General features: G+C 70.2%; 17 protein-coding genes and 1 pseudogene. 2 read left to right on the plus strand and 16 right to left on the minus strand.

Annotated features, from left to right (window positions below; genetic code table 11):
- Nucleotides 1-107: 107 nt before the first annotated feature.
- The 7 genes from ACFC0G_RS35930 to ACFC0G_RS35960 form a co-directional block, all read right to left on the minus strand.
- The gene (locus tag ACFC0G_RS35930) at nt 108-518 is read right to left on the minus strand and encodes a hypothetical protein (RefSeq protein ID WP_376412086.1); all 411 of its coding nucleotides are present in this window, start codon (nt 516-518) and stop codon (nt 108-110) included.
- Nucleotides 515-886: a hypothetical protein gene (locus ACFC0G_RS35935; protein ID WP_376412089.1), complete on the minus strand. Its 372-nt coding sequence runs from the start codon at nt 884-886 to the stop codon at nt 515-517. The genes ACFC0G_RS35930 and ACFC0G_RS35935 overlap by 4 nt, the downstream gene beginning before the upstream one ends.
- Complete coding sequence (locus ACFC0G_RS35940; RefSeq protein WP_376412092.1) at nt 883-1,752, minus strand: hypothetical protein; 870 nt, start codon at nt 1,750-1,752, stop codon at nt 883-885. Before ACFC0G_RS35940 ends, ACFC0G_RS35935 begins: the two co-directional genes overlap by 4 nt.
- Nucleotides 1,749-2,018, minus strand: coding sequence for a hypothetical protein (locus ACFC0G_RS35945; protein WP_376412095.1), 270 nt, complete (start codon nt 2,016-2,018; stop codon nt 1,749-1,751). Before ACFC0G_RS35945 ends, ACFC0G_RS35940 begins: the two co-directional genes overlap by 4 nt.
- Nucleotides 2,019-2,068: 50 nt before the next feature.
- On the minus strand, nt 2,069-3,886 hold the full coding sequence (locus ACFC0G_RS35950; protein WP_376412097.1) for a DNA cytosine methyltransferase: 1,818 nt from the start codon (nt 3,884-3,886) through the stop codon (nt 2,069-2,071).
- Nucleotides 3,886-4,800 carry a Rad52/Rad22 family DNA repair protein gene (locus tag ACFC0G_RS35955; protein ID WP_376412099.1) on the minus strand — a complete coding sequence of 305 codons (915 nt, stop codon included), beginning with the start codon at nt 4,798-4,800 and terminating at the stop codon, nt 3,886-3,888. Before ACFC0G_RS35955 ends, ACFC0G_RS35950 begins: the two co-directional genes overlap by 1 nt.
- Nucleotides 4,801-4,880: 80 nt before the next feature.
- Entirely contained in the window at nt 4,881-5,372 is a 492-nt protein-coding gene (locus ACFC0G_RS35960; protein WP_376412102.1) for a hypothetical protein, read from the minus strand.
- Nucleotides 5,373-5,600: 228 nt separating this feature from the next.
- Between ACFC0G_RS35960 and ACFC0G_RS35965 the strand changes: the two genes are divergently transcribed.
- Both ACFC0G_RS35965 and ACFC0G_RS35970 read left to right on the plus strand, forming a co-directional pair.
- On the plus strand, nt 5,601-6,002 hold the full coding sequence (locus ACFC0G_RS35965) for a WYL domain-containing protein (protein ID WP_376412105.1): 402 nt from the start codon (nt 5,601-5,603) through the stop codon (nt 6,000-6,002).
- Between the two features lie 14 nt (nt 6,003-6,016).
- Nucleotides 6,017-6,166 (plus strand): hypothetical protein, encoded by a 150-nt coding sequence (locus ACFC0G_RS35970; RefSeq protein WP_376412108.1) that lies wholly within the window; start codon nt 6,017-6,019, stop codon nt 6,164-6,166.
- Between the two features lie 102 nt (nt 6,167-6,268).
- Here ACFC0G_RS35970 and ACFC0G_RS35975 read toward each other — a convergent pair whose 3' ends face one another.
- From ACFC0G_RS35975 to ACFC0G_RS36015, 9 genes and pseudogenes are all read right to left on the minus strand, one after another.
- Nucleotides 6,269-7,396 carry a hypothetical protein gene (locus ACFC0G_RS35975; protein ID WP_376412111.1) on the minus strand — a complete coding sequence of 376 codons (1,128 nt, stop codon included), beginning with the start codon at nt 7,394-7,396 and terminating at the stop codon, nt 6,269-6,271.
- On the minus strand, nt 7,393-7,557 hold the full coding sequence (locus tag ACFC0G_RS35980; protein ID WP_376412135.1) for a hypothetical protein: 165 nt from the start codon (nt 7,555-7,557) through the stop codon (nt 7,393-7,395). The genes ACFC0G_RS35975 and ACFC0G_RS35980 overlap by 4 nt, the downstream gene beginning before the upstream one ends.
- A gap of 3 nt (nt 7,558-7,560) precedes the next feature.
- Nucleotides 7,561-7,764, minus strand: a pseudogene (locus ACFC0G_RS35985) (helix-turn-helix domain-containing protein); the annotation flags it as partial.
- Entirely contained in the window at nt 7,761-8,162 is a 402-nt protein-coding gene (locus ACFC0G_RS35990) for an endonuclease domain-containing protein (RefSeq protein ID WP_376412114.1), read from the minus strand. The gene ACFC0G_RS35990 and the pseudogene ACFC0G_RS35985, both read right to left, overlap by 4 nt.
- Before the next feature lie 275 nt (nt 8,163-8,437).
- Nucleotides 8,438-9,541: a tyrosine-type recombinase/integrase gene (locus tag ACFC0G_RS35995; RefSeq protein WP_376412117.1), complete on the minus strand. Its 1,104-nt coding sequence runs from the start codon at nt 9,539-9,541 to the stop codon at nt 8,438-8,440.
- Nucleotides 9,538-9,711 carry a hypothetical protein gene (locus ACFC0G_RS36000; RefSeq protein WP_376412120.1) on the minus strand — a complete coding sequence of 58 codons (174 nt, stop codon included), beginning with the start codon at nt 9,709-9,711 and terminating at the stop codon, nt 9,538-9,540. The genes ACFC0G_RS35995 and ACFC0G_RS36000 overlap by 4 nt, the downstream gene beginning before the upstream one ends.
- A complete protein-coding gene (locus ACFC0G_RS36005; protein ID WP_376412123.1) occupies nt 9,708-10,133 on the minus strand; it encodes a DUF6221 family protein in 426 nt (141 codons plus the stop codon). Before ACFC0G_RS36005 ends, ACFC0G_RS36000 begins: the two co-directional genes overlap by 4 nt.
- Before the next feature lie 134 nt (nt 10,134-10,267).
- On the minus strand, nt 10,268-11,248 hold the full coding sequence (locus tag ACFC0G_RS36010; RefSeq protein ID WP_376412126.1) for a hypothetical protein: 981 nt from the start codon (nt 11,246-11,248) through the stop codon (nt 10,268-10,270).
- A gap of 272 nt (nt 11,249-11,520) precedes the next feature.
- Nucleotides 11,521-12,183 (minus strand): hypothetical protein, encoded by a 663-nt coding sequence (locus ACFC0G_RS36015; protein ID WP_376412129.1) that lies wholly within the window; start codon nt 12,181-12,183, stop codon nt 11,521-11,523.
- Nucleotides 12,184-12,370: the final 187 nt, after the last annotated feature.

Consider the following 12,370-nt stretch of genomic DNA (forward strand, 5'->3'; position numbering starts at 1 on the left):
CGGTTGGTCGTGTCGTACGAGCCGACTTGTCATCAGATATCCAGGTCATCGGACAGTCGTGCGGGTCGCCGTCCATGTCCTACGGTTTCTCACACTAAATAAGGTGATCAGGCGGCGACGGGGGTCGGCCCAGGAGAAGGACTTGGCAGCGAAAAAGGAGTAGGGGACTCCCGGCTCGCGTCGAGGTTGTGGACCTGGCCGCCCACGGCGTAGTCGCTGTCGTGGCGGCGGGCGGTCCGGGCTGCGGTGGCGGCGGTTGTACAGATGGGGCAGCGGCATTCGAGGTGGTTGTAGCGGTACTCGCCGTGCGGTGTCCGGGCGTCCTTCCCTTTCCTGCGGGCGGTCTCCAGCGCCGCCGCGAACGCCGGGTCCTTGCGGGCGTGCCGGGTGGGGACGTTGACGCTGACCCCGACCGTGGCCGCCGCGACGCCGAGGCGGTCTCCTCTGCGGACGAGGCGGAGGAACTCCTCGCGGACTTCGGTGGTGAACTGCGCGGGTCGGCCGCGGCCCCGGGTCACGGGTGGTTCCGGGGCGGCTCGGTGTCGGCCGGGTGTGCGGTGGTGCGGTTCGAGCGGTCGGCGAGGGCGGCCATGGCGTCGTAGCCGGCGGCGGCGAGTGCGGCGCGGAGGCGGCGGAGACCCGCGGTGTCCCACTGCGGTCGGCCGGCGAGCTTCCCCATGCGGTACCCGACCGGCAGGGCGGTGTTCCAGACCCGCTCGACGACGTCGGGGTCGAGGTCGGGGAAGAGGAGGCTGGGGAGCTTGTCCGGCTGGCCGACGGTGTCGAGCATCGCGTCGGCGAGGATCCCGGCGAGGTACTCCCCGGAGGTGGTGCACCGGGCGGCGAGGGCCTGGTCGGCGGCTGCGGTGTCGGGGTGGGTGGTCATGCGGCTCGGGCCTCCGGGGTGCGGACGGGCAGGAGGAGCGGGACGGGCCGGGCGGCGGCCGCGGGGCGTACGACGGTGAGGTGCCGTCGCGGGGCAGGGGCGGCGGGTGCCGGGGTCGGTGTCGGGGTGCGGGGGTAGTCCGGGAGGCCGGGGATGGCGAGCTGGACGGGGCGTTCGGGGGCGAGTCGGCGCTGGCGGGCGCCGTCGGTGGTGGGGGCGGCGGCGATCGGCCACCGTCCGTCCGGCACGATCCGAGCGCCGGCCGGGAGGAGCCCGTGCCGCTGCGCGGTCTGCAGGAGCTCGGCCCGGCTGGCGGTCTCCTTGTCCAGGCCGAGGAGCGTGCACAGCGTCGACCGGTGCCAGTTAGAGGTCCGCAGGTCCATTCCGGCCCGGTAGGCGACGAGCTCGGCGTCGGTCTCGCGTGCGAGTGCCCGCAGCAGCGCGCGCTTCGTCAAGGAGCCGGCCTCCGCGATCTGCTCTACGGAGACGGGTGCCGGTTCTGCCAGAACCGGGTCGGCGGCGCGGCGGGCAATGAGCGCCCGGTGCCGGTCGAGGGACCTCTCTCCGCCCCAGATGCCGTCCGGCTCGACCAGGCCGCCGCCGGGGATCTCGACGTTGGCGTACACCTGGCAGGCGGCGCGGACGGGGCAGCGGCCGCAGATGTCGATCGCGCGGCGCTGGTGGTCCAGGCGTTCGGCCTGTTCCTGGCCGCCGTCGAGCGTGCTGCCGCCCCATGCGTCGAGGGGGAGGTCGGGGTCGGCGGCGGACTGGGTGGGCTGGTCGGGGTCGGGGGCGCACCCGCGGTAGACGTAGTGGCGGTGTTCGGTCAGGTTGCGGTACGCGGCGAGGGCTTCGGTGGTGTTCACGGGGTGGGTCCCCCTTCCTGGGAGCGGGTGAGGCGGGTGTAGGCGGCGTCGACGGTGTCGGTCGCGGCGGTGAGGACGTCCTCGGTGGCTGCGCGTTCGGCAAGCCGGCGGCGAAGGGCGAGGTTCTCTCGGGCGTCGCTGGCGCGGATGAGGCGGTCGGTGAGCGCGCGGCGTCGGGCTCGGCGCCGGTGGTAGGCGGTTGCGGCGGTGTATCCGGTGAGGGCGCTGGCGAGCGCGGCGAGGGTGAGCAGGACGGGGTGGTCCACGGCGGGGCCTCCAAGAAGGGGTGGGTGAGTCCCGCCGTGGGCAGCGGGGGTTACGCGGCGGCGGCCATCTCCGGTGCCGCAGGGGCGTATCGGTCGAGTTCCTCGCCGGTGATGGCCTCGACGAGCGCGCAGACGAGGATCTCGGAGGCGTTCGGCGTGACGGCGTTGCCGTACTGCTTCACACGCTCGCGCTTGGAGCCGAGGACGATGTAGTCGTCCGCGAAGCTCATCGCGCGGCCGATCTCGTGGGGCTCCAGCATCCTGAACAGCACGTCGTCGAGGACGATGTCGCCCTTCACGAGGGCGTACCGGTCCCGCGTGGACAGGGCGCCCATCGGGTCGGTGACCTGCCGGGCGACTCCGGTGCCGTAGTACGGGATCAGCATGTGCTCCTGGGCGCCGGCCGGAGTGACGAGACCGTGGTGGTTCCCGGAGGCGGTGACCGTGGCGAGGGCGTCGGTGACGGGGCGGGCCACGGATCCGCCGCCCCGGAGCTCGGCGATGAACGGCAGCCACGCCAGGCCGGTCTCATTGCGAGCGGTCTGAGTCCGCAGCGGCGCGAGCGCGGTCGCGGCGTCCTTCCCATCGCGGCCCTCGACCGGCACCAGGAGCGGCGGGACCGCCAGGCCCTTGGTGATGGACGCGGTCTGGGTGGTCAGCGGCGCGTCCACCGGCCACGTGCGGACGCCGGGGCGTCGCTCGAAGGTGTGCCCGGCGGCCTCCAAAGTGATGGGTCGGGAGAACTTCTCCAGCCCGGCCTGGATCCGGGCGAGGGTCTTGTCGGCCAGGGGCCGGGCACGGTCCCCGATGCGCTGCCCGGGGATGGACCAGTCGATCGCCGCGAGCGCCGGGAGCGCCTCCGGCTCGACGACCTGGTTCCGGCAGGAGGCGTTCGGGCAGCGGTAGACGTACTGGCTGCGGTAGCGGCCCATGTCCCGGCCCGGCTGCTTGAACCGCTGGACCGCCTGCACCATCCGGTCGCAGGTCGAGCACCAGGCCCGCGGCCGCAGCCACTTGTCCCAGTCCGGGGTACGGCCGAGCGAGCGGTGCCAGTACGCCACGTACAGCCGGTCGCGGGACTGCGGAGCGGCATGCACGGAGCGCGGGTTGGCGTGCATGGAGTTGAGGGCGATCAGCCGTGTCTCGTAGCCGAGCTTGTGGATCTCACCGATCCACCGGTCCCACTCGGCCCACTGCCGGACGTCGACGACGTTCTCGACGACGCCGGCCTTGACCAGGCCGCCGCGCTCGATGACGCCGCGCAGGTACAGCGGCACCTCCTCCATCAGCGCGCGGGACTCCTCCTCGCTGGTCGGCTCGCGCGAGTCCTCATCGTCACCGCCGTGGTGGAACTTTCCGGCCTCCAGCTCGGCGTACAGCTCCAGCAGGTCGCCCTGCATCGCCTTGTCGAAGTCGCGCTGCTTGCCCTTCGCGATCGACCAGTTCGTGCACTCCGGCGACGCCCAGAAGATGTCGGTCACCGGCCACGCCCACACAGGGGCCTCGCGGATGTCACCGCGGTAGTGGGAGGCGTCGGGGAAGTTCGCCTCGTGGGACTGGATCGCGCGCTCCCAGTGGTTCGCTGCGCGCTCCACCCGGACGCCCGGGATGGAGTGCATCCCCTGCGAGGATCCGCCGGCGCCGCAGAACCAGTCCATGACCGTGAGGTCGCCGTCGCTCGTGTGTGGCGTCTGCGCCGGGTGGGCTTGGCGGTAGGCGTCGCGCTGCCACTCCGACGGACGCCCCCACTGGAAACGGCCGTCGGAGTGGAGGAAGCCCGCCGATGCGGCACCGTGGCCGACCGGAAGGAGGCACCGGTTTCCGGCGGAGTGCTCGTGCGTGCAGAGGCTGCGGTTGGGCTGGGTCATCAGGCAGCGCTCCTTTCGGTGGCGGCGTTCTGGGCGGGCTGCTGGTTGAGTTCGTCGGTCCGGGTCGACAGGAGGTCGCCGAAGGTCGTCCAGGTGCCGTCGGGGCCTTGGACTCGGCGGGGGCCGAGGTTGGTCTCCAGGACCTTGGTGTGGATCTGGAGAAGGGCGATCGGGTTGTCCCAGCAGCGCTGGGTCTGCTCCCAGAGCTTGTCGAACATCTCCTGGCTGCCCTGGGGGGCCGCCGGCTCGGGCGCAGTGGGGGCCTTAACGGGCGGCGTGGACGGGGTGGTGGGCTCGGGGTTCTGCTGGCTGCCGGGTTCCGGCTGCACCGGCGGGTCCACCGGAAGCTTCGGCGCCTCCTGAGGCTTCATGTATGCCAGCGACCGGTTGACCACCGGCTCCAACGACCCGTTGTTGTAGAGGGACAGGCCGAACTGGTCGCCCATGTTCACCGCGGCCCGCTTCAGTGCCTGTGAGTCCGCCGTCTTCAGCGCCAGGTCGTGAGCGTCACCCAGGGCGGGCTGGTTCGTGGCGTCTCCGATGGCGGCGCCGTGCCAGTGGCCGAGTTCGACACCGTCGACCTTCACCGTCAGCTTGATCGCCACTCGGTAGACCACGGTGTAGCGGATCTTCCCGTTGGGACGGTCCGGGGGCGTGTCGATCTGCGCGACCAGTTCCATGCCGAGCAGGTCGGTGTCGAAGCCACCGAACCCGAACACGCGGATCAGGTGCCGGCGGATGTCCCACGCCTCGACGTGGCTGAAGCCCTTGCCGTCCCGGCCGATGCGGTTCGCGTTGATGCCGGAGAGGAGGAAGCCGATCTGCTGCTCGTTGAGCTGCGCGGCCTGCATTTGGGTGTGCGAGGTCGGGCCCTCCGCCGTGATGCTGGCGGGGGCCTCGGTGGCCGGGGCCATGAGGTCTCCTATGGGGTTGTGGCTGTACTACGGCGACAGGGGGCCCGGTTGTCGGCGTCCAGGCCCGCTACCGCGGCCGGCTACTTGGACGACACCAGGCCAGTCAGCTCGTACTTCTTCAGCAGGTAGGGGGCGGCCACCCGGGCGGGCGTGACCGTCCATCCGTACTCGTCCGACCGCTCGCCAGCGATGTCCTTCACCTGCTGGAGCAGGTCGGGGTTCACCCGGACGTTCAGGTTCACCGTCTCGGCCGTCGCACCGGAGTTGCGACGGGCACGTACGGGCGCGTCCGGCGTGAACGTGCCAGCCAGGAACTCCTCGAAGGCCTCGTTGACGTCAGCGGAGAGCGACGTGGAGGTCTCGTGCAAGGCGTCCCTGACCGCGCGGTTCATACCGATCGACAGCGGGTGGCCGCCGCCGGTAGAGGCGGCCGGCGGCTTCAGAAGCTGCCATCCGCCGGGCGCGAGGACTTCGTCGACCGTGTCTGCGAGGAGCGGATCGATCGGCCGGAGCTTCTCGGAAGCGACGATCAGGCGGGCGCGGACTGTCTCGATGCTGGGGCGGCGGGACACGGTCGGTCCTTTCGACGGGCGCCGCCCGTACTGAGCGCGGGACGGCGGGTGCGTGGAGGTGTGGGCCATGCCAGTGTCTCCCATCTTCTATTGCAGAGGCCATGGGCTATGGCTTCTCGGAATGTCGGGCTGCGCGGTGCGATCTGACAGGACCACCTTACTCATAATCTCTTGCAATGCAATAGATTATGAGTAAGGTGGAGGCACACCACACCGACGGGGGCACCGATGAAGCACACCAACCGCCAGACCACCACCCGCACCCTCACCGACCTCTACCGCAGCATCGACCGCCGCCAGGCCGTCACCATCACCTACATCGACGAGAACGGCGACGAGAGCCTGCGGACGATCGAGCCGTACGACATCCGCACCACCAAGGCCGGCCACATCGAGGTCCGCGCCATGTGCCGCCTCCGCGCCGAAGCCCGCGGCTTCCTCCTCCACCGGATCGTGTCGTACACCTGCCACCGCATCGCGTTCGTCCTCGACCGCCCGGAGGCAACGACCCCCGCCGGAGCCGTCATCGTGGTCCGCAGCACCGCCCAGCTCATCGCCCGAGAGCTCGGACGCGACTACCTGCCCTCCACCCGCCGCATCACCCAGACCGACACCGACCTCGCCGCCTGACGAAGGAGACCCCCATGAACGACTGCCGCACCTGCAAGGGAGACGGCGCCCACGCCGCCTGCAACGGCACCGGCTGCAACGACTGCGACCCCTCCACCGGGAACTGCCCGACCTGCTGCGGCACCGGCAACGACCCCAAGCGCTGGCAGCACGCCCGCGCCTGAACCCCAGACACGACGAAGGCCACCGACCCGAACCCGGGTGGTGGCCTTTGAAGTTCATACGTATTGCGCAGGCGCAGCCTATCCGAGAGCCTCGCCAGCGCGCTACAGCGCCAGCGGCTCCGCCTCGACCGCGCGCCGCAGCTGTTCCATCCGCGTCGGCAACGGCGCCCACCCGTACTGGCCAGCCATTACGAGGTTCAGCGCGGTGATGCCCTTCGTGTACGCCTTCCGTAGGCCCTGCGGCCGCATCGTGATTCCCGGCGGCCCGGCCTTCGACGCTGCCAAAGTCACCCACAGTCCGGACCGGCCGCCCTCCAACGGCAGTGCCTCCACCACCTGCTCGCGGACCGTCAGCCACTGCCGGACCGCGACCCGGGTTCCCTCCCGCAGCGCGTACCACTCCACCTCCGGCAACGGCTTCAGCTCGGCCATCGCCGCCAACACCCGCTGCCGCGTCGCCTCCGACCGCATCTCCAGCCGCCCCGCCCGGATGTCCTTCACCGCCGACGGATGCACCTGCGCGATCGCGGCGATCTCCTCCTCCCGCGACGGGGCCGCGCGCTGCGGCCGCCGCCGCAGCCCAACCGCCGCCTGTCCGTCCGTCAGGTCGTCCAGGCGCAGCGCCGCCAGCTCACCCTCCCGCGCACCGGAGTCCAGAACGATCCCGACCATCGCCAGCAGCCGCGCCCGCTCCGCCGCCGACATGCCGATCCCGTCCCGCGCGCTGGGCCCGGCGGCCGCCATGTCGGCCAGCCCCCGGTACAGCGCCGCCCGGTCCCGCGCCGGCACCGTGGCCTTCAACTCCGGCTGCCCCAGCACCGGCAAGGCCACCACCCGCTCCGGCACCACCAGGTCCGCGAGGATCCCCAGGACGTCCCGCACGATCCGCTGCGACGCCAACGGCAACGCCCGGCCCACGTCCTCCGGCCGGAACCGGAGCTCCCCGGCCTCCGCCAACGCCCAGAACGCGCGCAACGCCGGCCGCGTGAACAACTGGCTGGCCGACCGCCGCGCCCGGTCCGGCACCTCGTCCCGGACGACAGCCCGGTCCCACATCCCGACGACCATCCACAGCTGGTCCGCGCGCTGCCGCGACACCTGCAACCGCGCCCCGCCCGCGGCCGCCACCAGCTCCCGCGACTCCCACACCGCCCGGTCCCGCGGCGCGACGCGCTCCACCACCGCGGCGAGCTGTCGCACCGACACCGCGGCGTACGTACGACCGGTCACCGGGGCCGCAGCCTCTCCACCAGCATCTCGACCAGGTTCCGGTCACCAGAATCCGTGATCTCCCACGCGGCAAGCGCCTGCTGAACGGACATCAGGGGGCGCGGCACTACGGCAGGTGCTGGAGTGGCGTCGAGCCCGTAGGCCACGGTGAACAGCTCCACCTCGCTCATCCTCAAGACGGGCGCCAGCTTCCGCAAGGTATCCGGGGATGGCTCCCCCTGCCCGTTCAGCAGCCGGGAAGCCACGGACATAGGAATCCCGGCATCCGCAGCCAGCCGCGTTGCGGAACCACGCTCAGACAGGTCGTAGCCAGCGGCCCCTACCGCCCTGCGTAGCCAGCCGTTGGGCACATCAGTCTGCCTTGTCACAGGCCAATTCCAATCAGCGCGTTTCCTTCAGGGCACCACAGATCACGTTCCGGCTCGCCACGAAGATCGGGGGCGTAGCCCTTGGTGAACGGGTCCCAGTACCGCAGTTCCAGGCCGAGGATGGAGGTCGGGTGCTTGACGCGGTAGCGGCCGAAGGGATTGTCCGACCCCCCGGTCATGCCTTCACGGGTGTTGCAGGAGCGGCACAGGTACCCGCGGACAAGGCCCGACACATGGTCATGGTCCTCAGCCAGGTGCAACCCGGTGACGCCGCAAACGGCGCATCGGCCAGCCTGCCACCACGACAACAGGGCTTGGGCCCGGCCTTCCGGTGTCCGGTCGAAGGCCACCAGCTGGTCGACGACGTCCCGGGGCAGCTCGTAGTCGCCGGAGCCCACGGAGTACCCCACCGAGGGTTCCCAGGACTCCAGGTCTTCCGGGACAGGCCAGGACCAGCACGCCGGCTCGCATGCAGCGAACCTGGCCTCGGCCGCGCGGCGCCGGTTCTCGTGGGCAGCCTTCGTGGCCCGGTACAGCTCCCGCTCCCCGCCCCGAAGGTGCGCAGCGCAGGAATGAGGCAGGCGCACACGGGCGTCGAGCCTAATCCACCACCATGCGGCCACCGGCAGAGTGCAGGCCGTTCCCTTGGCGGTCGGCCGCCCGCAGGCAGTTGTCATGGTGCGCTCCTCTGGCTGATGAACCGGTCGACGAGATGGTCGTACACCGCGACCGCGGCCGCCGCGTGCTTCGCCTTCAGCGCACCGCCGTCCCGGCGTCTGATGTACCCCAAGGTCGTGCTGATCGCGGCGTGATCAGCGAACTCCTGGATCTCCTCCACAGGCGTCTTCGCGTCATGCATGTGCGTCAGCTTCGACGCCCGCAGCACGTGCGGAGTCAGGTTCCGGTCCGGCGACACCCCGGCAAGCCGACCAAGCCGGGTCAGGAGCCGGTCGACCGCGTGCCGGTCCATCGGTTGGCCCTCGTCGTTGAGCAGCAGCGGCCCGCTGTCACGGCCCTGAGTCGCAACATCGATCAGATCGCCGAGCCGGGCCGGCAGGGGGAAGACGCGTCCCTTGCCGCCCTTGCGACGCATGTCCAGGACGCGCTCACCGTTCAGGGTCTTCAGCTCGTGGAGCTCGGCGGTGCAACACTCGGTGACCCGGCCGGCCAGGGTGTAGATGAGGACGGGTACGAGGGCCTGCTGTGGGGTGTCGGCCGCGTTGATGACGGCCTGCAGCTCGGCGACCTCCAGGATCGGGGTGGCGGTCGTCTCGTCCCGGGGGTCGACCTTGATCCGGTCGTGCTTGGTGACCGGGGAGACGACGCTCTCGTCCTTCGTCTTCCACCGGGCGTACTCGGAGAGCGCCGTGAGGACGGACAGGCGCCGGTTGATGGTCCGGCCGGCCTTGTTCTGGGCCTTCTGCGTCTTGGTCCAGGTCTCGATGATGCCCGGAGTGATGGCGCCGACGAACAGCCGCTCGTGGCCGCCCAACTCCCTTGCCACGCCTGCCCACAGGCGCAGGTCGTCGGCGTACGCGCGCTTCGACGTGACGGCCGGAACAGCCTCGGAGCCGAGCCAGGAGGAGACGAGGAGGAAGGTGTCGCGGTCCAGGCACTCGGCGAGGAGTTCGAGGCGGTCACGGCGCGGGCCGAGACGGCGGGTGCGGGGGTCGCGGGGGGCGACAGTGCCGAGGGTGTCGCGGAGCCAGTAGAACGCTTCCTCAGCGGAGCCCGGCGCGGCGAGCTCCGCGCGCGGCCGCGCGGTGACGGCGCTCACCGGTCTACCTCCGGCTCTGTGGTGGGGAGTTCGTCTGCATCCCATTCGCCAAGGATCTCGTCCTCGTGGATCGTGCCCGCGTGTCCGGCCGGGCGACTGCATTCGGCGTCGCAGGCCTCGTCGTCGGGCCAGAACACTGTGCGGGCGCCGCATGTCACCTTGCCGGTCACCGCCGCCACTCCTCTCGGTAGTCCGGGTGACCGGTCCACGCGGCGACTTCAAGAGGGAGTAGCTCGGCCGCCAGGTCGAACGAGTCATGGCCAGCCGTGATCGCGTCCGCCAGGGCAGCCATTCGCCGGCGGGCCGCTTCGACGTGGCGCAGCACTCGGCCCGGTGCATGAGCGACAACGTGCCGGGCGGACGGCGCCGTCATGCAGAGCGAGTTGGAGCTCTCGCAGTCCCAGAGCGGTTCTTCATCGGCGGCGGTCAGGAGGCCGCTGCCGTGACCGCTTCGTACGGCCGTCCCGCCGTCGTCTGTGACCGAGGCGGTCCAGGGGGTCGGGTCGACGCGCGCGGACGCTTCGGCCAGAGCGGCCGTCTCGTCGAGGCGCGCCGCCCAGAAATCGAGCATCGCACGCAGTTCGCTGTCCATGATCCAAGGCTACCGGAGCGAACGCATAACACACGTTATGCGCTTCCCTCAGAACGATCCTGCGCAGCACGCGTTCTGAGGGCCAAACAGAAGGAGAAGCCGTTGAGTGATCAACGACTTCTCCAGGAGCGATCCTAAGCTCCAGAGTCTCCGCTGGATCGTCGCTCTGCTTCCCATGAAGGGAGCGCGACGTGTGCGCTGACGTCGGCCTGTCGAAGTGCCGTCGTCACAACGAACTGCCGACAGAACTCGAACTCTTCTCGGGTGGGTTTCCTCTGCGTCACCCGCTCGCTCGCCAGATACTCCTCCAACCTGGATTCATCGCGTGACCAGTAGAAACCAGCATTGGGGGTCAGGGACTGGAAGCGCGCGTAGTGGTGCAGGCTACCGCCCAGGACCGTCCACTGAAGGGCCTCGCGGAGTCCTGCCACTGTCTTCTCAAGCTCTTCCATGCCGCGCGTCACCTCCCCTACGCGGTGGCTATGTGACTCGCCGAACGCCATCTGGAAGAGCAAAGCCAGCTTTCCCGGCCGGCTCCTACTCCGCTGGGACAGCCCCGCCAACACCGTGCCATGGGGCCATCGTTGATCTCCGAGGACGTGCTGAAGAGCCAGCTGGAGCAGAGCCAGTGCAGCGCCTCCCTTCCCCTCCTCGAAGTTCGCTGAAGCTTTCTGCGTCCATTCCCGGACCGTCTGCTGCGGGATGACGTACGAGACGTCCACCGACCACAGCGCCACGCCGAAGACGCGCGGCACGTTGTCGTCGAAGAACGCGAACGTGTCAGTGAGGGCCTGATCAACCGCCTCGGCGGAAGGAATTGCGCCCGCATGCTTCAAACCGTTGCGAGCATCGTTAAGACGGCGCATGCCGAGGCTCTGGCTCAAGGCCACTTCCTTCAGCTTCTTCCAGTAGCCGAGGAAGTCGGTGCGCTGGTCGCCCGGAATGCTCAGCGCATCGCTCGCCAGAACGAGGAACATTTCCACCGCGTCATGGAGCGACAGGAGGCTACTCGCCCCCATCGGCATGGGCTGCTTCGCCTGCGCCACTCCCTGCTCGTAGAGCATGCGAATGTACGCCAGCCGCTTCACGGACTGCTCATCTACCGGAACTGCCATGCCGCCCCCTTGCCGCGAGATTGATCAGACGACGGTACAGGCGTCGTGCGACAGGGGGCGAAGGAGTTCTCGGCCGGGACGGGCGGGCAGCCGCCGGTGCTCGAGGCTTCTGGCCGTGCCGGGAGGCGACGCTAGCGCTGGCGGTTGCTTGATCACCTTATTTAGTGTGAGAAACCGTAGGACAGAGGATCTGAATCACTGGGTGAGCAACTCCGCGTACGCGTCCCCCACTCGGGGCCCGTCGTATAGCGGCTGCACCGTCCCAGAGACTCTCATTCGCTGCCGTCGAGCGGCTCCACGGGTGCGAGTGCAGCTTCGATCGCCGCAACTCGTAGAAGGAGCTCGTCGAGGTAGCGTCTCAGGTCGTTTCCTTGAGCGAGTGGATAGAACTGTTCGCTGGCCCAGGCGCGGTCGCCGTGCGGGTCGGCTGCTGCGGCGTGGGCGGCGATCTTCTCGAGCGCCCCCGCCGGGGTTTCGGCGTCGGCCGGGGTCGGTCCGGGGGGCCCTTGCACTCCGGGCGGGCCCTGCTCGCCGCGGGGTCCGGGGACGGTGACGTAGTGGGCGCGGGAGGGGTCGACCTGAGTGACCTTGCCGAGGTCTACCTCGCTCTCGGTGATGGACAGGGAGAGGTAGAAGCGTCGGGGGCCGGCGTCGGCGAGGACGACGGTGACCTGCCAGACCCACTCGGCGGGGTTGGCGCCGGGGATGTCGCAAGGCAGGAGCGGGACGCCGACGGTGCCGTCGGTGTCGACGAGGCGGCCCTGGTCGTCGAGCGTGTAGATGCCGCGTCCGGCGTAGACGACCCCGTGGTCCGGGAGGGAGATGGCGGGGGCGACAGGGGTGAACTCCACCGTGCCGCGGGACGGCTGGCCGCCGGCTGGGGTGGCGGCGGTGTAGGTGACGAGGACGGTCGGCACCCCGGGCGAGAACGGCACGGCGGGCTCCTGTCAGTAGCGGCGGCGGTCGGGGGCGAGCGCGGCAATGGTGTTCAGCGCGGTGCGCTTCTGCGGGCCGGGCGGCTCGGGCACGGCGGTGGGGGTGCAGGTGTAACGGGGGGCTGTCGGGTCGAAGCCGGTGGCGGGGGTGCAGGTGTAGGTGACGCCCTGGGGGTCGGTGTATGTC

The sequence above is a fragment of the Streptomyces sp. NPDC056169 genome, assembly GCF_042268445.1.
In the GTDB taxonomy this organism is placed as follows: Bacteria; Actinomycetota; Actinomycetes; order Streptomycetales; family Streptomycetaceae; genus Streptomyces.

Coding starts and splice junctions, on each gene's coding strand:
- ACFC0G_RS35955 (WP_376412099.1), bottom strand. CDS start 4,800: ATGGCCCCGGCCACCGAGGCCCCCGCCAGCATCACGGCGGAGGGCCCG.
- ACFC0G_RS36005 (WP_376412123.1), bottom strand. CDS start 10,133: ATGGACAGCGAACTGCGTGCGATGCTCGATTTCTGGGCGGCGCGCCTC.
- ACFC0G_RS35970 (WP_376412108.1), top strand. CDS start 6,017: ATGAACGACTGCCGCACCTGCAAGGGAGACGGCGCCCACGCCGCCTGC.
- ACFC0G_RS35950 (WP_376412097.1), bottom strand. CDS start 3,886: ATGACCCAGCCCAACCGCAGCCTCTGCACGCACGAGCACTCCGCCGGA.
- ACFC0G_RS35965 (WP_376412105.1), top strand. CDS start 5,601: ATGAAGCACACCAACCGCCAGACCACCACCCGCACCCTCACCGACCTC.
- ACFC0G_RS36010 (WP_376412126.1), bottom strand. CDS start 11,248: ATGGCAGTTCCGGTAGATGAGCAGTCCGTGAAGCGGCTGGCGTACATT.
- ACFC0G_RS35935 (WP_376412089.1), bottom strand. CDS start 886: ATGACCACCCACCCCGACACCGCAGCCGCCGACCAGGCCCTCGCCGCC.